This is a genomic window from Streptomyces sp. NPDC050433 (genome assembly GCF_044458565.1).
Lineage (GTDB): Bacteria > Actinomycetota > Actinomycetes > Streptomycetales > Streptomycetaceae > Streptomyces.
The window spans coordinates 64399-87069 of the sequence record NZ_JBITIB010000018.1; the positions used below are offsets into that span (position 1 = coordinate 64399).

20 protein-coding genes are annotated in these 22671 nt (G+C 71.1%); 10 read left to right on the top strand and 10 right to left on the bottom strand.

The window, feature by feature from the left end; genetic code table 11:
- Positions 1–9 precede the first annotated feature (9 nt).
- Positions 10–810 (bottom strand): TetR/AcrR family transcriptional regulator, encoded by an 801-nt coding sequence (locus tag ACIBLA_RS22390; RefSeq protein WP_363242732.1) that lies wholly within the window; start codon positions 808–810, stop codon positions 10–12.
- A gap of 82 nt (positions 811–892) precedes the next feature.
- On the opposite strand from ACIBLA_RS22390, the gene ACIBLA_RS22395 reads away from it, so the two are divergent.
- Together ACIBLA_RS22395 and ACIBLA_RS22400 are read left to right on the top strand one after the other, a co-directional pair.
- A complete protein-coding gene (locus ACIBLA_RS22395) occupies positions 893–1879 on the top strand; it encodes an ATP-binding cassette domain-containing protein (RefSeq protein ID WP_399199582.1) in 987 nt (328 codons plus the stop codon).
- Positions 1876–2703 (top strand): ABC transporter permease, encoded by an 828-nt coding sequence (locus ACIBLA_RS22400; RefSeq protein WP_399199584.1) that lies wholly within the window; start codon positions 1876–1878, stop codon positions 2701–2703. Before ACIBLA_RS22395 ends, ACIBLA_RS22400 begins: the two co-directional genes overlap by 4 nt.
- An 80-nt stretch (positions 2704–2783) precedes the next feature.
- On the opposite strand, the gene serC is transcribed toward ACIBLA_RS22400, so the two are convergent.
- Complete coding sequence (gene serC, locus ACIBLA_RS22405) at positions 2784–3902, bottom strand: phosphoserine transaminase (RefSeq protein WP_399199585.1); 1119 nt, start codon at positions 3900–3902, stop codon at positions 2784–2786.
- 134 nt (positions 3903–4036) lie between these two features.
- Here serC and ACIBLA_RS22410 point away from each other — a divergent pair, with 134 nt between their 5' ends.
- Positions 4037–6940 carry an FAD-binding and (Fe-S)-binding domain-containing protein gene (locus tag ACIBLA_RS22410; RefSeq protein WP_399199659.1) on the top strand — a complete coding sequence of 968 codons (2904 nt, stop codon included), beginning with the start codon at positions 4037–4039 and terminating at the stop codon, positions 6938–6940.
- On the opposite strand, the gene ACIBLA_RS22415 is transcribed toward ACIBLA_RS22410, so the two are convergent.
- A complete protein-coding gene (locus tag ACIBLA_RS22415; protein WP_399199586.1) occupies positions 6900–7253 on the bottom strand; it encodes a hypothetical protein in 354 nt (117 codons plus the stop codon). The two genes, ACIBLA_RS22410 and ACIBLA_RS22415, sit on opposite strands and share 41 nt — an antisense overlap.
- The gene (locus ACIBLA_RS22420; RefSeq protein WP_363242737.1) at positions 7250–7723 is read right to left on the bottom strand and encodes a hypothetical protein; all 474 of its coding nucleotides are present in this window, start codon (positions 7721–7723) and stop codon (positions 7250–7252) included. The genes ACIBLA_RS22415 and ACIBLA_RS22420 overlap by 4 nt, the downstream gene beginning before the upstream one ends.
- A 167-nt stretch (positions 7724–7890) precedes the next feature.
- Between ACIBLA_RS22420 and ACIBLA_RS22425 the strand changes: the two genes are divergently transcribed.
- From ACIBLA_RS22425 to ACIBLA_RS22455, 7 genes are all read left to right on the top strand, one after another.
- On the top strand, positions 7891–8886 hold the full coding sequence (locus ACIBLA_RS22425) for an EamA family transporter (protein ID WP_399199587.1): 996 nt from the start codon (positions 7891–7893) through the stop codon (positions 8884–8886).
- Between the two features lie 90 nt (positions 8887–8976).
- Entirely contained in the window at positions 8977–9786 is an 810-nt protein-coding gene (locus ACIBLA_RS22430) for a TIGR03084 family metal-binding protein (protein WP_399199588.1), read from the top strand.
- Entirely contained in the window at positions 9783–11510 is a 1728-nt protein-coding gene (locus tag ACIBLA_RS22435; protein WP_399199589.1) for an acyclic terpene utilization AtuA family protein, read from the top strand. Before ACIBLA_RS22430 ends, ACIBLA_RS22435 begins: the two co-directional genes overlap by 4 nt.
- Positions 11507–13105 (top strand): carboxyl transferase domain-containing protein, encoded by a 1599-nt coding sequence (locus ACIBLA_RS22440; RefSeq protein ID WP_363242741.1) that lies wholly within the window; start codon positions 11507–11509, stop codon positions 13103–13105. The genes ACIBLA_RS22435 and ACIBLA_RS22440 overlap by 4 nt, the downstream gene beginning before the upstream one ends.
- 8 nt (positions 13106–13113) lie before the next feature.
- Positions 13114–15075 carry an acetyl/propionyl/methylcrotonyl-CoA carboxylase subunit alpha gene (locus ACIBLA_RS22445; protein WP_399199590.1) on the top strand — a complete coding sequence of 654 codons (1962 nt, stop codon included), beginning with the start codon at positions 13114–13116 and terminating at the stop codon, positions 15073–15075.
- Positions 15072–16214, top strand: a complete 1143-nt coding sequence (locus ACIBLA_RS22450) for an acyl-CoA dehydrogenase family protein (RefSeq protein ID WP_399199591.1) — start codon at positions 15072–15074, stop codon at positions 16212–16214. The genes ACIBLA_RS22445 and ACIBLA_RS22450 overlap by 4 nt, the downstream gene beginning before the upstream one ends.
- A 44-nt stretch (positions 16215–16258) precedes the next feature.
- Complete coding sequence (locus ACIBLA_RS22455) at positions 16259–17857, top strand: 4-coumarate--CoA ligase family protein (protein ID WP_399199592.1); 1599 nt, start codon at positions 16259–16261, stop codon at positions 17855–17857.
- A 31-nt stretch (positions 17858–17888) separates the two neighbouring features.
- Here the strand turns inward: ACIBLA_RS22455 and ACIBLA_RS22460 are convergent, their stop codons facing one another.
- The 6 genes from ACIBLA_RS22460 to ACIBLA_RS22485 all read right to left on the bottom strand — a co-directional run bounded on the left by ACIBLA_RS22460 (position 17889) and on the right by ACIBLA_RS22485 (position 22577).
- On the bottom strand, positions 17889–18521 hold the full coding sequence (locus ACIBLA_RS22460; protein WP_363242745.1) for a hypothetical protein: 633 nt from the start codon (positions 18519–18521) through the stop codon (positions 17889–17891).
- A 25-nt stretch (positions 18522–18546) separates the two neighbouring features.
- The gene (locus tag ACIBLA_RS22465; protein ID WP_363242746.1) at positions 18547–19767 is read right to left on the bottom strand and encodes an AAA family ATPase; all 1221 of its coding nucleotides are present in this window, start codon (positions 19765–19767) and stop codon (positions 18547–18549) included.
- Between the two features lie 39 nt (positions 19768–19806).
- The gene (locus tag ACIBLA_RS22470; RefSeq protein ID WP_363242747.1) at positions 19807–21036 is read right to left on the bottom strand and encodes a methyltransferase domain-containing protein; all 1230 of its coding nucleotides are present in this window, start codon (positions 21034–21036) and stop codon (positions 19807–19809) included.
- Entirely contained in the window at positions 21033–21494 is a 462-nt protein-coding gene (locus tag ACIBLA_RS22475) for a hypothetical protein (RefSeq protein WP_399199593.1), read from the bottom strand. Before ACIBLA_RS22475 ends, ACIBLA_RS22470 begins: the two co-directional genes overlap by 4 nt.
- The gene (locus ACIBLA_RS22480; protein ID WP_399199594.1) at positions 21491–21772 is read right to left on the bottom strand and encodes a hypothetical protein; all 282 of its coding nucleotides are present in this window, start codon (positions 21770–21772) and stop codon (positions 21491–21493) included. Before ACIBLA_RS22480 ends, ACIBLA_RS22475 begins: the two co-directional genes overlap by 4 nt.
- A 187-nt stretch (positions 21773–21959) precedes the next feature.
- Positions 21960–22577: a TetR/AcrR family transcriptional regulator gene (locus ACIBLA_RS22485; protein ID WP_363242749.1), complete on the bottom strand. Its 618-nt coding sequence runs from the start codon at positions 22575–22577 to the stop codon at positions 21960–21962.
- Positions 22578–22671: the final 94 nt, after the last annotated feature.

The following is a 22671-nucleotide window of genomic DNA, read 5'->3' on the forward strand; positions in this document are numbered from 1 at the left end:
CGTACGGGCCTATTTGCGCTGTTCGTCGGTGCCCTGTGGGCCGGCGCGCTGGGCGACCAGGACCGACAGGCCGTCGAGCAGGCGCTGGAGGCCGAACTCGAAGTGGTCGAAATCCGGGCCGAACGCGTCCTCTCCCAGCGCGGCCATCAACGGGTAGCGACCGCTGGTCATCACCGCCGTCAGGATCGGCTCCTGTGCCTGCCAGAACTCGTCGTCGCTCAGGCCGGTCACCGTACGCGCCTCGACCGATTGGACACGGGTGCGGGCGACCCCGGAGACGTAGCCGCTGACCATGATGATCACGGAGACCAACTCCGGGGAGGTCAGGCCCATGTCCTTGATCCCGGCGAGCATCGACTCCATGCCGCCGACCGCGCCGGGGCCGAGGACGGGCCTGGTCTGGTTGACGGAGAGCAGCCAGGGGTGGGCCTGGTAGAGGGCGAGTTCTTCGCGGGCCGCCGTTTCGACGGTCTTCCGCCAGCCGGGGGGCGCGTCGGCGGTGCCCGTCTCCGAAAGGCGGGGCCGGCGGGCCTTGTCGCCCTGGACGCGGTCCAGCATCAGGTCCACCAGCTCGGCCCGGCCGGGGACATGGCGGTAGAGCGACATCGTTCCCGCGCCCAGTTCCGTGGAGAGCCGGCGCATCGAGACCGCCGCGAGTCCTTCGGCGTCCGCGATCTCGACGGCTGCTGTGACGATCCGGTCGAGGGTCAGCCCCGGTTTCGGGCCACGGGTCGCGCGTTCGCCGGTGCCCCAGAGGAGTTCCAGGCTGCGTGACACATCGCCGCTGCCGCTGCTGTCCGTCGTCGTCATGGCTTCAGCCTAGTCGGCCGGGCATTAATTGGGTACGTTGTACGCGCTATGGGTACGCCGTACTCAATTCTTTGGAGGGGCAGTGACCACCGACTACGCCGTGCACGCCGAAGCGATCCGAAAGAGGTACGGGGACAAGCGGGACAAGCTGGGTAAGCGCGGGGTCAAACACGCCCTCGACGGCTTCGACCTCGCCGTACGCACCGGAACCGTCCACGGGCTCCTCGGCCCCAACGGCGCGGGCAAGACCACAGCGGTGCGCGCCCTCGCCACCCTGCTCAAGCTCGACGGCGGGCGCGCGACCGTCGCCGGGGTCGACGTGGACCGCGACCCGCGGACCGTCCGGAGCCTGATCGGGCTCACCGGGCAGTACGCCGCGGTGGACGAACTCCTCACCGGCCGGCAGAACTTGGAGATGTTCGGCCGGCTCTTCCACCTCGGCGGACGCCGCGCCGCGCTGCGCGCAGGCGAGTTGCTGGAGCAGTTCGACCTGACGGACGCGGCGGCGAAGGGCGTGGGCGAGTACAGCGGCGGCATGCGGCGCCGGCTCGACCTCGCCGCGTCGATGATCCTCGCCCCACGGGTCCTGTTCCTCGACGAGCCGACCACCGGGCTCGACCCGCGCGGACGCGGCGAGGTCTGGGACGCGGTGCGGGCGCTGGTCGCGGGCGGTACGACGGTGCTGCTCACCACGCAGTATCTGGACGAGGCCGACAAGCTCGCCTCCCACATCACGGTCATCGACCGGGGGCGGGCCATCGCGGACGACACCCCGGCTCAGCTGAAGAACACCGTGGGCGGCGACCGGATCGAGGTCGTCGTGTACGAGTCCCACGAACTCCCGGCGGCGGCCGAGGTGGTGGCCCGCGTCGCGGGCTCCGCGCCCGGCACGGACACCGAGGGACGCCGGGTGCACGCGCCGGTCAGTGACCGGGTGGCCGCGCTGACGGAGGTCGCGCGGGAGCTGCGGGACCGGGGGATCGCGGTGGAGGACATCAGCCTGCGCAGACCGAGCCTGGACGACGTGTTCCTGCGGCTGACGGGTCATCGCACGGAGGTGGCCGCATGACCACGAACGTAAGCCTGTCGCCGGAGGGCACGCACGGCCGCGCCTTCTGGGCGGTGGCCGACTGCTGGAACCTCGTACGCCGCAGCCTGACCCACTACCGGCGTCAGCCCACCTTCATCCTCTGGACGCTGGGCTTCCCGCTCGTATCCGTACTGCTCTACGGCTACGTCTTCGGCAGCGCCATGAAGGTGCCGGGCGGCGGGGACTACCGGGAGTTCCTGATGCCGGGCATGTTCACCATGACCATGGCCTTCGGCTTCATGAACACGGCGACCGCTTTCGTCACCGACGCGGGCAGGGGCGTCCACGACCGCTTCCGGTCGATGCCGATGGCACCGTCCGCGGTGGTCACCGGGCGGGGCGTCGTGGACCTGATCACGGCGGGCGCGGAACTGGCGATCCTCGCCCTCGCGGCCCTGGCGATCGGCTGGCGCGCGGACGGCGGCCTGCTCGCCTCCGTGGCGGGCTTCGGTCTGCTCCTGTTGCTGCGCTTCTCGCTGATCTGGCTGGGCGTCTGGCTCGGCCTGGTGGTCCCCGGCCCGGAACAGGCAGGCAGTCTCTTCGCCGTCGCCTTCCCGGTGACGATGATCTCCAGCGTCTTCGTGGCCCCGTCCCTGATGCCGGACTGGCTGGGCACGGTAGCGGCGTGGAACCCGGTGTCGGCGACGGTGACGGCGATCCGCGAACTGTTCGGCAACCCGGTGGCGAGCGGCGGCAGTTGGCCGGAGGAGCACGCGCTGCTGCTGTCGGTGGCCTGGCCGGTGGCGATCACGCTGGTGTTCGTTCCGCTGGCGGTACGGAGGTTCCAGCGGCTGAGCCGGTGAGCGTCAGGTCGCTTTCCCGGGCTCCCCGGCCCGGTCGGTGACCGACCGGGCCGGGCCGGGGAGCGAGACGTACGGCGTCGTCAGAGCTTGTCGATCACGTAGTCCACGCACGCCGTCAGTGCCTCGACGTCCGCCGGGTCGATCGCCGGGAACATCGCGACCCGCAGCTGGTTGCGGCCCAGCTTGCGGTACGGCTCCGTGTCCACGATGCCGTTGGCGCGCAGGGCCTTCGCGACCGCCGACGCGTCGATCTCGTCCGTGAAGTCGATCGTGCCGATCACCTGCGAGCGCTGCGCCGGGTCGACGACGAACGGTGTCGCGTACTTGGACGACTCCGCCCAGCCGTACAGCGCACGCGCCGACGTCGCCGTGCGGGCGGTCGACCAGGCGAGGCCGCCCTGGGTGTTCAGCCAGGTCAGCTGCTCGTTCAGGAGGAAGAGCGTGGCGAGCGCCGGGGTGTTGTACGTCTGGTTCTTCAGCGAGTTGTCGATCGCCGTCGGCAGCGAGAAGAACTCCGGCACGTGCCGGCCCGAGCCGTGGACGCGCGCGGCGCGCTCCAGCGCGGCCGGGGAGAAGACGCCGATCCACAGGCCGCCGTCGGAGGCGAAGGACTTCTGCGGGGCGAAGTAGTAGACGTCGGTCTCGGCGATGTCGACCGGCAGGCCGCCCGCGCCGGACGTGGCGTCGACCAGTACGAGCGCGCCCTCGTCGGCGCCCGCGACGCGCTTGACCGGCGCGGCGACACCGGTGGAGGTCTCGTTGTGCGTGAGCGCGTAGACGTCCACGCCCGTTTCGGCCGCCGCGTCCGGGTGGGTGCCCGGCGAGGAGGAGATGACGGTCGGCTCGGCCAGCCACGGCGCCAGCTTCGACGCCTTCGCGAACTTCGACGAGAACTCGCCGAAGGACAGGTGCTGGGACCTGTTCTCGATCAGACCGTGCGTCGCGATGTCCCAGAAGGCGGTGGAGCCGCCGTTGCCCAGGATCACCTCGTAGCCCTCGGGGAGCTGGAACAGCTCGCGCACACCGTCGCGCACCGCGCCGACCAGGTTCTTCACCGGGGCCTGGCGGTGGGACGTGCCGAGGAGAGACGTACCGGTGGCGGCCAGGGCGTCCACCGCCTCCGTACGCACCTTGGAGGGGCCAGCGCCGAAACGACCGTCGGCGGGCTTGATGTCAGCGGGAATCTGAATATCGGCCACGGCCGCAGCCTAGACGTTTTCTGTCGGCCGTCAGGGGAGTGGTTCACGTCGTGAGACGTGGTGAGACGCGGGTGGCGGGGCATCCTGGGGGAATGGCTGAGCACAGGGAGCGGCACGGGAAGCGGGACACAGCGATGCGTACGGCACCTGCGAGGGCGGCGGTACCGGCGGCGGCGACCACCGCCCTGGCCAGAGACCTGGCCGGTGCCGTCCGCGGCGACGTGGACTTCCGCGCCGCCGCCCGCGCCCTGGTCACCATGGACGCCTCCAACTACCGCCGCGTGCCCGTGGGCGTCGTCGCCCCGCGCGACGCGGACGACGTCGCGGCGGCCCTGGCCGTCTGCCGCACGCATGGCGTGCCCGTCGTGCCACGCGGCGGCGGCACCTCCATCGCGGGGAACGCGATCGGTGTCGGCGTCGTCCTCGATCTCACCCGGCATCTTCGCTCGATCGTGTCGGTCGACACCGAGGCGCGTACCGCGATCGTGCAGCCCGGCGTCGTCCTCGACCGGCTGCGCGACACCGTCGCACCGCACGGTCTGACCTTCGGGCCCGACCCGTCCACGCACAGCCGCTGCACGCTCGGCGGCATGATCGGCAACAACTCGTGCGGGTCGCACTCGGTCGCGTGGGGTACGACCGCCGACAACGTCCACGAGCTGTCGGTCACGACGTACGGGGGCGACACCCTGCGGCTCGCCCGGGGCTGGGACCGTGCGCCCGACGGCCTGCGCCCCCTGCGCCCCCTGGTCGAGCGCAACCTCGCGCTCCTGCGCACCGGTTACCCCACCGGTCTGCCGCGCCGTATCTCCGGCTACGCGATCGACGCGCTGCTCCCCGAGAACGGCACCGACCTCGCCCGCGCCTTCTGCGGCAGCGAGGGCACGCTCGGCGTCGTCACCGAGGCCGTCGTACGGCTCGTCGAATCGCCGCCCGCGCGGGCGCTCGCGGTCCTCGGCTACCCCGACGAGAGCGGGGCGGCCGAGGCGGCGGCCGGGCTGCTGCCGTATCACCCGCTCACCGTCGAGGGCATGGCCGACGACCTCGTCCCCGGCCCGCACGACCTGCCGCGCGGCGGCGCCTGGCTCTTCGTGGAGACCGGCGGCGCCACCGCCGCCGAGGCCCGCGCGCACGCCGAGCGGATCGTGCGCGCCGCCGACGCCCTGGACGGCACGGTCGTGGCCGACCCGGCCGGGATCCGGGCGCTGTGGCGGGTACGGGAGGACGCGTCGGGCACCGCCACCCGCAGTGCCGACGGCGGCGAGGCGTGGCCGGGCTGGGAGGACTGCGCCGTACCGCCTGCCCAACTCGGCGCGTACCTGCGGGACTTCCGCGCGCTCCTCGCCCAGCACGGGCTACGGGGCACGCCGTACGGGCACTTCGGCGACGGCTGCATCCATGTCCGCATCGACTTCGACCTGTTGAGCACGGCTGGGGTGCGTGTCTTCCGCCGCTTCTCGGAGGACGTCGCCGACCTCGTCGTCGCGCACGGCGGCTCGCTCTCCGGCGAGCACGGCGACGGGCTCGCGCGCTCGGAGCTGCTGCCGACAATGTACGGGGACGAACTGACCGCCCTCTTCGGACAGTTCAAGGACGTGTGGGACCCGGCGGGCGGGATGAACCCCGGCTCGATCGCCCGGCCCGCCCGGCTGGACGACAACCTGCGCTTCGAGGTCCTGCCGCGCGAGCGCGTCGACGTCGCCTTCGCCTACCCGCACGACGGCGAGACGGACGGAGTCGTGGGCGGGGACTTCTCGGCGGCCGTACGGCGCTGTGTGGGCGTCGCCAAGTGCCGTGTGGAGGGGCCGAGTTCGGGCGCCGGGGTGATGTGCCCGTCGTACCGCGCGACCGGTGACGAACAGCACTCCACGCGCGGGCGCGCCCGGCTGCTGCACGAGATGCTCGCCGGTGAGGTCGTCACGGACGGCTGGCGCTCGACCGAGGTCAAGGACGCGCTCGACCTCTGTCTGTCCTGCAAGGGCTGCCGCAGCGACTGCCCGGTGGGCGTCGACATGGCCACGTACAAGGCGGAATTCCTGCACCACCACTACGCGGGCCGGCGCCGCCCCGCCGCGCACTACGCGATGGGGCGGCTGCCGCGCTGGCTGCGGGCCGCGGCGTCCTTCGCGCGCGTGCTGAACGCGGCGGTACGGCTGCCGGGAGCCGCCGCGCTGGCCAAGCGCATGGGCGGGATCGCCCCGGAGCGCTCGATCCCGCGCCTGGCGCCGCTGACGTTCACGCGGTGGCTGCGGCGGCAGGGGCGGGAGCCGGTGAAGGACCCGGCGGTGGTGCTGTGGCCGGACACCTTCACCGAGCACCTGTCGCCGTCGGTGGGGCGGGCGGCGGTCCAGGTCATGGACGCGGCCGGCATCGCGCACGCGCTGCCGCCCGGCCCGGTCTGCTGCGGTCTGACGTACGTCTCCACCGGCCAGCTCGAACAGGCCCGCGCGGTCATGCGCCGCACCCTGGACCGGATGGAACCTTTGCTCGAACGGGGCCTGCCGGTCCTCGTCCTGGAGCCGAGCTGCGCCGCCGCGCTCAAGACGGACCTGCCGGAACTGCTCGCCGACGACCCGCGCGCGGCCCGACTCGCCGCGTCGGTACGGACGTTCGCCCAGACCCTGGAGGAGTACGCCCCCGACTGGCAGCCCCCGCGCGTCGACCGCCCGGTCGCGGGTCAGACCCACTGCCACCAGCACGCGGTCCTCGGCGACGCGGCGGAGCGCCGCCTGCGCGAACGGGCGGGCCTCACCGGCGAGTTGAGCGGCGGCTGCTGCGGCCTGGCGGGCAACTTCGGCTTCGAGAAGGGCCATTACGACGTCTCGGTGGCCTGCGCGGAGGACCAACTGCTCCCGGCGGTCCGGTCGGCCCCGGAAGGTACGGAACTGCTGGCGGACGGCTACTCCTGCCGTACTCAACTGGACCAGCTGGCCTCCGCCGACGCGAGGCACCTGGCGGAGGTCCTGGCGGAGGCGCTCGGCCCGGCCGGCCGATCCGTCAGTCCGTCTGCTTCGGATGCCCGGTCCCGGCGAAGGTGATCCATGCGATGTGGTTCGTGTCGTCCACCAGGTACCAGATCCGCCCTCCTCCGGTGACTTCGAACTGCCATCGTTCCAGGCTCTGCCCCTTGAATGAACCCGTACCGAGCGCGCCCTTGAGCCGGTGCTGACGCTCTGGGGTGTCCGCAGCGCGCGGATGTGCGCGGATGCGGTCGTACGCCCGGCGTAAGTTGCCCGCCGCGTGCCGCGACAGGTGCTCCCAGCCCGTGGCGGCCTCGCTGTTCGCGAATCGGAGGTCGTATTCGACGTCAACGGGCGGGGGTGCCGCCCGGTCTCCGCGCTTGGGGCTCATGCCGAGACCTCCGGGCGCCGCGCGGGACCGAGGTCGCCCTCGGGATCCCGCGTCACCGCCCCGAGCAGGGCCGGGTCCGCGTACACCTCGGCCGTGTGCCGCCACTGGATGAGCAGGAGTGCGATGGGTGAGAGGTTGTCCAGGGCTGTCGCGCCCTGTGCGGTGCGGACGAGGTCGTCGATCAGTCCGTCCACATCCTCGGGCGGGAGGAATGTGGTCCATGGCAGGGCGTCCGGCAGTGCGGACCGCAGAGCGGCGATGTTCTCCGTCCGCACGAGTCCGGCCAGCAGGCGAGCGGTGAAATCGACCACCGCACTGTCCCTCTCCAGTTGGTCGACGCTGATCAGGGCGAGGTCATCGGCGTCGCGGCGCCGCAGCCGCAGCGCGCGGACGCTGTCGAGGCGGCGCGTTGTCTTCGCCGGGTGATGCAGCAACTCGCTGAAAGGGACGTACTCGTAAGCTGCGGTCATGACATCCACACTACCTCGGATGTCTAGCTCTGGTAACTCGTTTGAGGGCGGTGTCGGCGCGTGCCTACCGTGGCGGGTCCGCTCGGTGAATGGTCGGACTCGCGAGTGCAGTATGTTAGATCTCTCGGTCTATTGTGTTGTCCTATTCGATGTGAGGGAGGTCCCCGGTGGATGAGCCGCGTACCGCAGCCGTGGGCGCTGCCGTCTCGACCCCGGAGGCCGTCGGAGCGGTGGGGGCCGTGGGCGGTGGCGGGTCCGGGGTCGGGGCCACGGCTTCGCGGCGGGCGCTTGGGCCCGTTGCGCTCGTTGTCGGGGGCATCGTGTCCGTGCAGTTCGGTGCCGCCGTCGCCGTACTGCTGATGCCGCGCGCCGGTGCCGTCGGTGTGGTGACGCTGCGGCTCGTGCTCGCGGCCCTCGTGCTGCTGGTGATCTGCCGGCCCAGGGTCCGGGGTCACTCGCGTGCGGACTGGGGCACCGTGCTCGTCTTCGGTGCCGTCCTGGCGACCATGAACGTCCTCTTCTACCAGGCCGCCGACCGCATTCCACTGGGCGCCGCCGTGACCCTGGAAGTCCTCGGCCCGCTCGCCCTGTCCGTGATCGTCTCCCGCAGGCTCGGCAATCTCCTGTGGGCCGGGCTCGCGCTCGCCGGTGTGGTGCTGCTCAGTGGCGGCGGGTTCGACCGGCTTGATCCGGTGGGCGCGGCGTTCGCGCTCGCGGCCGGTGCGATGTGGGCGACGTACATCGTCTTCAGCGCCCGCATCGGGCAGCGCTTCCCGCAGGCCGACGGGCTCGCGCTCGCCATGGCGTTCGGTGCCGTGCTCACGCTGCCCCTGGGGATCGTGGAGGCGGGTTCGAAGCTGATCGTGCCGTCCACGATCGGGCTGGGCCTCGCGGTCGCGCTGCTGTCGTCGGTCCTGCCGTACACCCTGGAGATGCTCGCCCTGCGGCGGCTGCCCGCGTCGACGTTCGCGATCCTCATGAGCATCGAACCGGCCGTCGCGGCCATGGCGGGCTTCTTCATCCTGCACCAGGCGATGTCCTTCACCGACGCGCTCGCGATCGCGCTGGTCATCGCGGCCAGCATGGGTGCCGTACGGGCGCAGGCCGACAAGCGCGCGGCCGAGGGGAAGGCCGAGCGGGAAGAACTGGCCGCCGAGACGTAAAGCAAGCACGCTTGCTTGTTTCTGTGGGCGCTGCCATGCTCCGGGGCACGTACGACGCCGTGTCCCGACAGCCCGATCGGAGCGCATTCCGTGTCCGACCCCGCCGCGCATCCCGCCGCGTCCCTTCTTGACGATCTGCGCGCCGAGAGCGAGGAAGCCGACCGGCTCGTGGCCGAGTTGGACGACACCGGCTGGTCGCTCGCGACCCCGGCGGCAGGCTGGACCGTCGCCCACCAGATCGCCCATCTGGCGTGGACCGACACGGCGGCCCTCCTCGCCATGACCGACGAGGCCGCCTTCGCCGACGAGGCCGCGAAGGCGCTCGCCGCCCCCGAGACTTTCGTGGACGAGGGCGCCGAGGCGGGAGCCGCCCTGCCACCCGTACGGCTCCTCGCCCACTGGCGCGAGGGCCGCGAACGGCTCCAGCAGGCGCTGCGCTCCGCGCCCGACGGTGGGCGTTTTCCCTGGTACGGGCCGCCGATGAGCGCGCCGTCCATGGCGACCGCCCGCCTGATGGAGACCTGGGCGCACGGCCAGGACATCGCGGACGCGCTCGGCGTACGGCGCGAGCCGACCGCGCGGCTGCGGCATGTGGCGTGGATCGGCGTACGGGCCCGCGACTACGCCTACCTCGTACGGGGTGAGCAGCCGCCCACCACTCCCTTCCGGGTCGAACTCACCTCTCCGGGAGGGGAGTTGTGGACGTACGGCCCCGAAGACGCCGACCAGCGCGTCACCGGCCCCGCGCTCGACTTCTGTCTGCTCGTGACCCAGCGCGCCCACCGCGCGGACCTCGCCGTACGGGCCGAAGGTGCCGACGCCGACCGGTGGTTGGACATCGCGCAGGCCTTCGCGGGCCCGGCCGGGCCCGGCCGCCCGGCGAAGGGGGCGGCGCGGTGAGCACCCCGGCGCGCGTCCTGCGGATCGGCAACGCCTCCGGCTTCTACGGCGACCGCTTCGACGCGCTGCGCGAGATGCTCACAGGCGGCCACCTCGATGTCGTCACCGGCGACTACCTCGCCGAGCTGACCATGCTCATCCTCGGCCGCGACCGGCTGAAGAACCCGGCGGCCGGTTACGCCAAGACCTTCCTGCGGCAGCTGGAGGAAGGGCTCGGGCTCGCCCACGAACGCGGCGTGAAGGTCGTCGCCAACGCGGGCGGGCTGAACCCGGCCGGACTGGCCGCCGCCGTACGCGAATTGGCCGCGCGCGTCGGCGTCCCTGTACGCGTCGCGCACGTCGAGGGCGACGACCTGCTGACACCCGGCCGCGACTGGGGCGAGGGCGTGCTCACCGCCAACGCCTACCTCGGCGGGGCAGGGATCGCGGAATGCCTGCGCGCGGGCGCCGACGTGGTGGTCACCGGGCGGGTCACGGACGCGGCGCTGGTGACAGGACCCGCCACCGCGCACTTCGGGTGGGGTACGGGCGGTCCGGATGATCTCGACGCGCTCGCCGGCGCCGTCGTCGCCGGGCACGTCCTGGAGTGCGGCACCCAGGCCACCGGCGGCAACTACGCCTTCTTCGGCGACCACGACGGCGGACGCGACATCCGCCGCCCCGGCTTCCCTCTCGCCGAACTCCACCCCGACGGCACCGCCGTCATCACCAAGCACCCCGGCACCGGCGGCATCGTCGACATCGGCACCGTCACCGCGCAGTTGCTGTACGAGACCGGAGGCGCCCGGTACCCGGGCCCCGACGTGACGGCCAGGCTCGACACCGTACGGCTCACCCAGGACGGCCCCGACCGGGTCAGGGTCTCCGGCGCACGCGGCGAACCGCCGCCCCCCACGCTCAAGGTGGGGCTGAACCGGATCGGCGGCTGGCGCAACGAGATCGTGTTCGTGCTGACGGGCCTCGACATCGACGCCAAGGCGCGGCTGGTGCGCGAGCAGGTGACGGAGGCGTTCGCGCGCGCCGACCGGGCCCCGGCATCCGTCCGTTGGGAACTGGCCCGCACCGACCGCGCGGACGCCGGCACCGAGGAGACGGCAAGTGCCCTGCTGCGGCTGGTCGTTCGGGACAGCGACCCCGACGCCGTCGGCCGCGCGGTCAGCGGCGCCGCCGTCGAGCTGGCGCTGGGCAGTTACCCCGGCTTCCATGTGACCGCGCCGCCCGGCAAGGGCGCGCCGTACGGCGTCTTCGAGGCGGCGTACGTCGACGCCGCCGACGTCCCGCACACGGCGGTGCTGCCCGACGGCACGCGCGTACCGGTGCCGACTCCCGTACGTACGAGGCCACTTGAGCCCGTCCCGGAGCCCCCGCTCCCCGAGCCTCTGCCCACCGGACCCACCCGCCGCGCCCCCCTCGGTCTGATCGCCGGTGCCCGCAGCGGCGACAAGGGCGGGGACGCCAACGTCGGTGTGTGGGCGCGCAACGACGGTGCCTGGCGCTGGCTCGCACACGAGCTGAATACCGACCTGTTCCGTCAACTGCTCCCGGAGACAGCTGACTTGCCCGTCGTACGACACATCCTGCCGAACCTGCGCGCCCTCAATTTCACCGTCCAGGGCCTCCTCGGCGAAGGCGTCGCCGCCCAGGCCCGTTTCGACCCGCAGGCCAAGGCGCTCGGCGAATGGCTGCGCTCACGCCACGCCGACATCCCGGAGGAACTGCTGTGACCGTCTTCGTATCGGCGCTGGACGTGACGTCCCCCGACTACGCCGAGCACCGCGCCGAGATGCTCGGCAAGCTCGCCGAACTCGGCACGGAGCACGCCAAGGCGCTGGCCGGCGGCGGCGAGAAGTACGTGGCCCGGCACCGTAAACGCGGAAAGCTGCTGGCCCGCGAGCGCGTCGAGCTGCTGCTCGACCCCGACACCCCGTTCCTGGAACTGTCCCCGCTCGCCGCCTGGGGCAGCGACTACCCCGTCGGCGCGTCCATGGTCACCGGCATCGGCGTGGTCGAGGGCGTCGAGTGCGTCATCACCGCCAACGACCCGACCGTGCGCGGCGGCGCGTCCAACCCCTGGACGCTGAAGAAGGCCCTGCGCGCCAACCAGATCGCGTACGAGAACCGGCTGCCGCTGATCAGCCTTGTCGAGTCCGGCGGCGCGGATCTCCCCTCCCAGAAGGAGATCTTCATCCCCGGCGGCGCGCTCTTCCGCGACCTGACGCGGCTGTCCGCCGCCGGGATCCCGACCGTCGCGGTCGTCTTCGGCAACTCGACGGCGGGCGGCGCGTATGTGCCCGGCATGTCCGACCACACCGTGATGATCAAGGAGCGGTCCAAGGTCTTCCTCGGCGGACCGCCGCTGGTGAAGATGGCGACGGGCGAGGAGAGCGACGACGAATCGCTCGGCGGGGCGGAGATGCACGCCCGTACGTCGGGGCTCGCCGACCACTTCGCGGTGGACGAGCCGGACGCGATCCGCCAGGCGCGGCGGATCGTCGCGCGCCTCAACCACCGTAAGGCGCGTCGGGATCCCGGCCCCGCCGATCCTCCCAAGTACGAGGAGGACGAGCTGCTGGGCATCGTCCCCGGCGACTTGAAGATCCCCTTCGACCCGCGCGAGGTGGTGGCGCGGATCGTGGACGGCTCGGACTTCGACGAGTTCAAGCCGCTGTACGGGCCGAGCCTGGTGACGGGCTGGGCGCGGCTGCACGGCTATCCGGTGGGGGTGCTGGCCAACGCGCAGGGCGTGCTGTTCAGCGCCGAGTCGCAGAAGGCCGCGCAGTTCATCCAGCTCGCCAACCAGCGGGACATCCCGCTGGTCTTCCTGCACAACACGACCGGTTACATGGTCGGCAAGGAGTACGAGCAGGGCGGCATCATCAAGCACGGCGCGATGATGATCAACGCGGTCGCCAACTCGACGGTCCCTCATCTGTCGGTCCTGATGGGCGCGTCGTACGGCGCCGGGCACTACGGCATGTGCGGCCGGGCCTACGACCCGCGCTTTCTCTTCGCGTGGCCGAGCGCCAAGTCGGCGGTGATGGGCCCGCAGCAACTGGCGGGGGTGCTGTCGATCGTGGCGCGGGCGTCGGCGGAGGCCAAGGGGAATCCGTACGACGAGGAGGGGGACGCGGCGCTGCGCGCGATGGTGGAGGCGCAGATCGAGTCGGAGTCGCTGCCGGCGTTCCTGTCCGGGCGGCTCTACGACGACGGGGTCATCGACCCGCGTGACACCCGAACGGTGCTCGGCCTGTGCCTGTCGGCGGTCCACACGGCGCCGGTCGAGGGCGTGCGGGGCGGCTTCGGCGTCTTCCGAATGTGAGGATTTTGATGATCACGTCTCTTTTGGTGGCGAACCGCGGTGAGATCGCGTGCCGCGTCTTCCGCACCTGCCGCGAGCGCGGCATCGGGACGGTCGCGGTCTTCTCGGACGCGGACGCGGGCGCGGGCGCGCTGCACGTACGGGAGGCGGACACGGCGGTACGGCTGCCGGGGTCGGCGCCCGCCGACACGTATCTGCGTGGCGACCTGATCGTGAAGGCGGCACTGGCGGCGGGCGCGGACGCGGTGCATCCCGGCTACGGATTCCTGTCGGAGAGCGCCGAGTTCGCGCGGGCGGTGCTGGACGCCGGGCTGGTGTGGGTGGGGCCGCCGCCGGAGGCGATCGAGACGATGGCGTCCAAGACGCGGGCGAAGGAATTGATGGCGGCGGCGGGCGTCCCCCTGCTGGCGCCGGTGGACCCGGCATCGGCGACGGAGGCGGACCTGCCGCTGCTTCTTAAGGCGGCGGCGGGTGGCGGGGGCCGGGGGATGCGGGTGGTCCGCTCGCTCGACGCCCTGGCCGACGAGTTGGCGGCGGCCTCGGCGGAAGCCCGTTCGGCGTTCGGTGACGGAGAGGTCTTCGCGGAGCCGTACGTGGAACGGGGCCGGCATGTCGAGGTCCAGATCCTCGCCGACGCGTACGGCACGGTGTGGGCGCTGGGCACGCGCGACTGCTCCTTGCAGCGACGGCACCAGAAGGTGATCGAGGAGTCCCCGGCGCCGGGCCTGACGGCCGCTCTGCGCGCGACGCTGACGGACGCGGCGGTGGTGGCGGCGCGGGCCGTGGAGTACCGGGGCGCGGGCACGGTCGAGTTCCTGATCTCGCCTGCGGGCGGCGCGTACTTCCTGGAGATGAACACCCGCCTCCAGGTCGAACACCCGGTGACGGAGGAGGTGTTCGGCCTGGACCTGGTGGCCCTCCAACTCGCCTTGGCGGAAGGCGCGAAGCTCCCCCCGGAGCCCCCGTCCCCCGTCGGCCACGCGGTGGAGGCCCGTCTGTACGCGGAGGACCCGTCGCGGGGGTGGGCACCGCAGCCGGGGCGGGTGCACGAGTTGACGGTGTGGGGGGTGGGGGCCACCGACGCGGGCGGACCACGTCTCCGCGTCGACGCCGGGTACACGTCGGGGGACAGCGTCGGGGTGCACTACGACTCCATGCTCGCCAAGGTCATCGCCTGGGCGCCCACCCGTGCCGAGGCCGTCCGGCTGCTGGGCGACGCGCTGCGGCGGGCGCGGGTGCACGGGCCGGTGACCAACCGCGAGCTGCTCGTACGGTCCCTGCGCCACCCGGACTTCACCGGCGGGCAGTTCGACACCGGGTTCTACGAGCGCCACCTCGACGCGCTCACCGAGTCCGACGGCGAGGGCGCCCGGCACGCCGCCGTCGCCGCCGCGCTCGCCGACGCCGTACGGCGCGGTCACCCCGTCGGCGGGTGGCGGAACCTCGCGTCGCAGCCGCAGACCAAGACGTACGGCGGGTACGAGGTGCGTTACCACCGCACCCGCGACGGATTCCGCGTGGAGGACGACGCGGTGCGTGCCGTACGCGTCGTCGCTGTCACACCCCACCGCGTGACCCTCGAAGTCGACGGCGTACAGCGCCACTTCGACGTCGCTGAGTACGGCGCCGAGTACGGCAACGACGACGACCACGTCTACATCGACAGCCCCACCGCCTCGTACCGCCTCCTCGCCCACCCCCGCTTCACCGACCCCCGCACCGCCACCGCCCCCGGTTCGCTGCTCGCGCCCATGCCCGGCACCGTCGTACGGATCGCCCACGGGATCGGCGAAGGCAGCGCCGTCACCGCCGGGCAGCCGCTCATCTGGCTGGAGGCCATGAAGATGGAGCATCGCATCGTCTCTCCCGCCTCCGGCACGCTCACCGCGCTCCACGCCGCCCCCGGCAGTCAGGTCGAGGTCGGCGCGCTCCTCGCCGTAGTCACCGATCTCCCACAGGGGGAACTATGAGCATCGTCGAAACGCAGGAACACCAGGACCTCCGCGCCGCCGTCGCCGCCCTCGGCCGCCGCCACGGCCGCGGCTTCGACCGCGAGACGCTGTGGAGCGAGGCGGGCAAGCTCGGCTATCTCGGTGTGAACCTCCCCGAGGAGTACGGCGGCGGAGGCGGCGGACTCGCCGAACTCTCCATCGTCCTCGAAGAGTTGGGCGCCGCAGGCTGCCCCCTGCTCCTCATGGTCGTGTCGCCCGCCATCTGCGGCACCGTCATCGCCCGCTTCGGCACTGAGGAGCAGAAGCGCGCCTGGCTCCCCGGCCTCGCCGACGGCTCCCGCACCATGGCCTTCGGCATCACCGAACCCGACGCCGGATCCAACTCCCACCGCATCACCACCACCGCGCGCAAGGCGGACGACGGCGAAGGCGGCGGCTGGATACTCAACGGCCGCAAAGTCTTCGTCTCCGGCGTCGACATCACCGACGCCACCCTCATCGTCGGCCGCACGGAGGACGCCAGGACCGGCTCCCTCAAGCCCTGTCTCTTCATCGTCCCGCGCGACGCACAGGGTTTTCACCGGTCACAGATCGACATGGAAATCCTGGCGGTGGAGAAGCAGTTCGAGCTGGTCCTGGACGACGTACGGCTCCCCGCCGACGCGCTCGTCGGCGACGAGGACGCCGGGCTCCTTCAACTCTTCGCCGGCCTCAACCCCGAACGCGTCATGACCGCCGCCTTCGCCCTCGGCATGGGCCGCCACGCGCTCGACAAGGCCGTCGACTACGCCAAGACCCGCCAGGTCTGGCGGCAGCCCATCGGCGCGCACCAGGCCATCGCGCACCCGCTCGCCCAGGCCCACATCGAGATCGAACTCGCCCGCCTCATGATGCGCAAGGCCGCGCACCTCTACGACGCGGGCGACGACGCGGGCGCGGGCGAGGCAGCCAACATGGCCAAGTACGCGGCGGGGGAGGCCTGCGTACGCGCCGTCGACCAGGCCGTACACACCCTCGGCGGCAACGGCCTCACCCGCGAGTACGGCCTCGCGTCCCTCATCACCGCCTCACGCGTGGCCCGTATCGCGCCCGTCAGCCGCGAGATGATCCTGAACTACGTTTCCCATCAGTCCCTGGGTCTCCCCAAGTCGTACTGAGACAGGCCATTCTGGACCGTCCACGCGTCGAAGGGGCCGTTGTCATGATCTTTCACAGCGAGTACGCGGACGTCGAAGCGGTCGAGCAGCCCATCCACAAGGCCGTCCTCGGCCGCGCCGCTGAGTTCGGCGACGCCCTCGCACTGGTCGACGGCATGGACGGAAGCACCGTCAGCTACGCCCAACTGGACGTCTCCCACCGCCGTTTCGCCGCCGGTCTCACCGGGGCCGGTCTGCGCAAGGGTGACGTACTGGCCCTGCACAGCCCCAACACCGTCGCGTATCCGGTCGTGTTCTACGGGGCCACCCGCGCGGGCGCGTCCGTCACCACCGTCCATCCGCTGTCCACCGCCGAGGAGTTCGCGAAGCAGCTGCGCGACTCCTCGGCGCGCTGGATCGTCACGGTGTCGCCGCTGCTCGAAGTCGCCCGCAGATCAGCCGAGTTGGTGGGCGGGATCGAGGAGATCTTCGTCTGCGACCGGGCGCCGGGGCACCGTTCGATGCTGGACATGATCGCAACGGAGCCGGACCCGGCCTCCTCGGACGTCCCCATCGACCCCGCCGAAGACATCGCGGCCCTGCCCTACTCCTCCGGCACCACCGGCACCCCCAAGGGCGTCATGCTGACGCACCGCTCCATCGCCACCAACCTCGCGCAGCTCGACCCCGTCATCCCGATGCACCCCGGCGACCGCATCCTCGCGGTGCTTCCCTTCTTCCACATCTATGGCCTCACGGCCCTGATGAACGCGCCGCTGCGGACCGGCGCCACCGTCGTCGTACTGCCGCGCTTCGACCTCGACCAGTTCCTCGGCGCGATCGAGACGCACCGCATCAACGGCCTGTACGTCGCCCCGCCGATCATCCTCGCGCTCGCCAAGCACCCGGCCGTCGCCCGCTACGACCTCTCCTCGCTCGACTACATCGTGTGCTCCGCCGCGCCCCTCGACGCCCGCCTCGCCGAGGCCTGTTCGGCGAGGCTCGGGCTGCCGCCCGTCCGGCAGGCGTACGGCATGACCGAGCTGTCACCGGGCACGCACGTGGTCCCGCTGGACGCCGACACCCCGCCCGCAGGCGCCGTGGGAAAGCTCCTGCCCAGCACCGAGATGCGCATCCTCTCCCTCGACGACCCCGGCGCGGACGCCCCCGCCGGCGCCGAGGGCGAAGTCCTCATCCGGGGGCCGCAGGTGATGAAGGGTTACCTCGGACAGCCCGAGGAGACCGCCCACATGATCGACGCCGACGGCTGGGTGCACACCGGCGACATCGGCCGGGTCGACGCCGACGGCTGGCTGTTCGTGGTCGACCGGGTGAAGGAACTCATCAAGTACAAGGGGTTCCAGGTCGCCCCGGCCGACCTCGAAGCGCTGCTGCTGGCCCACGAGTCGATAGCGGACGCGGCGGTGATCGGTGTCTACGACGAGGACGGGAACGAGATCCCCAAGGCGTACGTCGTCCGCCAGCCCTCGGCGCCCGAACTGACGGAGCGGGACGTCATGGCGTACGTCGCCGAACACGTTGCCCCGCACAAGAAGGTCCGCAGGGTCGAGTTCATCGGGGGCGTGCCACGGGCGGCGTCCGGGAAGATCCTTAGGCGTGAACTGCGGGACCGGGAGCGGGAGTCGGAGCCGGAGGCCGTATAACCCGTTCCGGCCTGCGCGGCGCCGCCGGTTGTCAGTTGGCCCCGAGATTTTCCAGATCCGCCACGAAGTCGGTGTACGACTGGTTGATCCCCACCGGGTTGTTGATGAGTCCCGCACGCCGCGCCTCAGACATGATGTCCGGGCCCTCGGTCTCCCGGTATGCGGGGGATCCGATTTTGTTCTGAAGCAGTTCCTTGGGGTTCTTGAGGGTGCCAGTGTTCTTGCCCCGTAATCGTGCGGGGACGCTCCACCCGGCGTGTAGGTGAGGGAACGCGTCCGGGAAGAGGAGCAGCCACGCTTCCGTCTCCTCGGCGGCGAGGGCGAGCGCCGTGCCGCACGGGCTTTCCTTGGCCAACGCGTCGGCAAGTCGGCGGCGGACCGCCGCGTACTGCGGTCCGGTGGGGGCGTCCAGGTCTTCGTGGACGATGAGCCCCGACAGACGTGCGCGGTCGCGTGCGGCGCGGCCCTTCGCCTTGTTGACGATCGTGCCTATGCGCTTGGTGAGGTTGTCCCCGGTGGCCGTCTTCAGCCTTACGGGGTCGCCGATGCGGACGAGTTTGCTCTTCAGCGCGGGCCGCAGTTCCCGGACAAGGATCTCCACGGTCTTGCAGTCGTTGGTGTCCTCCCCCGCGACCACGATCACGGACGCGCCTGGGGGTGTCATTCTTGCGTCTTTGCCTTTGGCCCTGTTACTCAATGCCGCCGCCGAGCACCCCGGAGAACCACAGCTCGCCCAGTGGAAGGTCTTCGCTGGACTCCACAATCTCCTCGATCTGCTCCGTACTGAGGGCGGGGATGATCGACGCCCCGAGATCGTCGCGCTCGCAGACGACCAGTTCGTCGGGACGCAGCCGGTCCGCGAGAGCCGGCGAGTGGGTGGCCACCAGGTACTGGCTTCGGGCACTGGCTTCGCGTAGCCGCTCAACCAGCAGTTCAAGGGCTTGAGGATGGAGCCCGTGGTCGATCTCCTCCACACATGTCAGCGCCGCCGGGCGCGGATCGTAAAGCAGGGCCAGCAAGGCGAGGAGCCTGACGGTGCCGTAGGAGGCGTCGGCGAGCGGTGTGGACCGGCGCAAGCCGTGTTCTTTGAGGATCACGGTGATCTCGTCGGCTGAGCCTCCGGTTAATTCGAACTCGATCGTTCGCAGTTGCGGCAGCACCGAGCGCGCGTCCGCCAGCAGGCGGCTCCATACCTCGTCGTCCTCGCTGAGGTCGAAGAGAAAGTCCGCCAGATTGCGCGCGTCGGGAGCGAGAGCGTTGCTGACACCGAAATGGGTCCGCGACGGCCGTCGGGCGGCGTCCACATCCACATCGAACACGCGAAGTGAGGACAGACGCCGGGCCACAGCGGTGACTTCGGCGCCCCCCTCGGTCTTGGCGAGCCGGGGCAGGGTGGACAGACCGCTGCTCAGTTTATTGATGCCGATGTTGCTGTGCCCGGTCTTCTTGTCGCCCTGAGTGTTGGTGACGGTCGCCTGCTGGCCGGAGACGGTGATTCTCCGGCCACGCCCACGGGTGCGTTTGAACACGAACTTCTCGCGCCGCATGAGGATGCTGCGTCCGTCGTGACGCCTCTCCCCCGGGAGTAACCTGCGCTGGATTGTCAGCTCGTAGTTGTCGGGAGCGTTGACCGTCGAGTGGGTGGTCCAGGTCGCGGTCAGGCCGATTCGCAGGCTGCTGGGCGGCTTCTCGCCGCCCCAGAAAGCCACCTCCTCGAAACCGCCCCGGGATTCGAGCGCCGGCTGGAGATCGGTACGGATGATGTCTGCGAGGAAGCTGAAGACCTGGAGGACGTTCGACTTGCCGACACCGTTCGGGCCGACGAGCACGGTGAGGTCACCGAGCGGAATGCTGACGTCTCGCAGGCTGCGGAAGTTCTCGGCCTCGAGGCGGAGCAGGCGTGCGGGCATGCGCTGAGACTACTTTGATCTGACCTCGATCCGGCCGGTTTACCACATTCCAGGTGAGCCGTTGAGATCGAGTGACGATGGGCAGGTACTCGTGCGCTCCATTCGTTTCCCGGCCCACATCCTGAACGATTGCCCGCCTTCTGAGGTCAGGTCACGCAACACGGGATTGTCAGGCGAGTCCAGCCAGGCCCGTTCACCATCCGCGTCCACGGTCAGCCCGAAGCGGTCGAAGCCGGGGCGTTCCTGCTCCACCCACCAACTGTGCGCGGCTTCCACCTCGTCCCACAGGCGTCGGGGACCCGACTGGTACACCTTGGCTTCCTCGCGGTCGGCGCGGAAGACCACGACCGCCCATGACCTGTCCGAGCGCCCGTAGAACCACACGGCGCGCCTGCCGTCACGTTCGCGGTCGACCGTGTGGGCGACGGCGGGGACGCGCAAGCCCAACGCGAATCCGATCACGTCGAAGCTTCCCGTGCCGCGGAGCTCCGCCTCGGTCATCGCCGTGAACGACGTGTCCGCGGCATCCATCGCGCCCGCCGGAACGAACTCGTCATGCCGGGGCCACACCATCCGCTGAGAACGCAGGCGCATGAATGCCACCGGGCGCGAGAACGGTCCCGACGCACTCCGACGGTCTTCGGCGACCACCAGGCGGGCGGTGGCCTCGCCGGGCCCGTAGTAGGTCCCCCAGGGAACGAGGATCACCCCTCCGGGGCTGGACTGTTCCACCCATGCGAACGGGACCTTTCGCAGACCGCACGTGACGATGACGCGGTCGTACGGAGCCCGTTTCGCGTATCCGAGGAAGCCGTCTCCGTGCACCACTTCCACCGGAAGTCCGAAGCGGTTCAACGCCTCCTGAGCCTCTGACGCGACGGCGCCGTCCACCTCCGCGGTGACGACATTCCCGGCGCCCAGTCGGTGCGCGAGAAGCGCGGCGTTCCATCCCGTGCCGGTGCCGATCTCCAACACACGGTGACCTGGCTTCACGTCAAGGTCGGCCAGCATGGAGAAGACCAGGCTGGGCATGGACGATGACGAGCTGAACAACGTGCCCGGCTCCTGGCCGACATGCGCGCCGTCGTCCCACTGGGTGACGATGGGGACGTCCGAGTCGGCGTACCTCTGCCACGCCTGCGGGTCCTGCTCCTTGTCGACCGCGACGCATCGGCCGGTGGCCATGTCGTGCGGCCACATCACGTCTGGCAGGAAGCGGGAGCGGGGAACCGCTTGACAGGCCTCGGCCCAGTCGGGCGAAGTCGTCACTTTCGGTGGTCTCCGTCGCCGGGGGGCGTGGATCCGTCCGGGTGTGGGTCCTCGGTCGGCGACCACGGCTGACCGGGAAGCCCGTCCCCTTCGCCGTCGTCCTGGCCGTGCCCGCCGCCTTGTGCGAGATGGGTGGTGCCGGATCGGATGGGCACTGCTTCTCCTCCTTGAGAGGCACGGGTCCTCATTGTGCTGGGCAATTCACCGAGGCCGGTGCGGCTACGGGTGTTGGCGTCCGCGACGCGGGCGCTGAGCAGTTCGGCCTGGCTCAGCGGCCGTACGCGGGCCGGGTCGGCGTCCCACTCGCGTCCGCCGCCGAGCGGGCGGAGCTGGACGTAGGGGCCCTGTCGGGCCATGACGACGCCGACCCGGTCACGGCCCGAGTCGCGGACGGTGTCCCCGACGGCGGGCGGCGCGGGCGGTGCGGCCTCCCGTACCGGCCGCGCACCGTCCGTCACCGCCCGGCCCCGTCCACGATGACGGCGGCGAGCGCGAGGGCGACGGGCGCGGAGCAGACGCCGAGGTGGATGAGCGCGTAGCGGGTGGCGCGTCCGGCATCGCTGTCGTCGGTGACGGGCCACGGGGTGCGGACGTCCATGGCGGGCAACTGAATCCCGGCCCGCGTCAACGCCTCCGCCAGCGAGTCCCGCGCCTCGACGGCTTCCTGAATCTTCTCGGTGGCGATGCGCTGGGGGGTACGGCGGGGGAGCGGCGGCTTGGGAGTCGTGGACGTCATGGGGGGCTCCTTCGGCTGTGAATTGCCGTGCGTAGTGGGCTCATTACGAGAATGCGCCCGCGGAGGAGCCGTCCACGCCGAGTACGGGGGGTGCTTCCCTGGCAGGTGAAACACCTTCCACACCTGCCACGCCGGCCGGACCAAGCCCTCGCCGCCCCCGCTTCTGCGCGGCTACCGTCGACCGCCCCTACCTTCCCGCGCCAGGTGGCCAGCTTCGCAAGGCCATGTCAGCCACCTGCTGGAGGTCGTCACGCGTGGCGCCGCTGACGGCTTGGACGGCGATGCCGTTCGCCACGGTCATGAGGTAACGGGCGAGCAGGCCGGGATCGGCGTCGGGGGGCAGGTCGCCGTCGTCGACGGCTTGCTGGAACCGGTCGCGGAGGACTGAGGTGTGCTCGTTGCGCCAGACGGCGAGGGCGTCGCGGGCGTTGCTTCCCGGGGCTCCGGCGGCGAGTGATCCCTGGACGCCGAGGCACCCGGTGGGGCAGCCGGGGCGGGTGGTGGCCCGGACGGAGCCGTTGAGGAACGCGGTGGCCACCTGCCGAGCAGTCGGTTCTCGCAGGGCCAAGGCCCCGTACGAGGCGGGGCCCTCGGTGTAGCGCTCCAGGGCCTTGCGGAACAGGTCCTCCTTGTTGCCGAAGGCCGCGTACATGCTGGTACGGGTGATGCCCATGGCCTTGGTGAGATCGGTGAGGCTGGCGCCTTCGTAGCCCTGCTCCCAGAAGACCCGCATGGCGGTTTCGAGCGCCTTGTCGGCGTCGAAACCCCTCGGTCGGCCGATCGGTGCCTTCTGTCCCGTCTCCATGCGATTGATCATACCTCTTCTGTACCGGTCGATACGTAAGGTGCTACGGTGTCTTTCAGTATCGATCGGTACCGAACTTTGTGGAGGTCGTGAC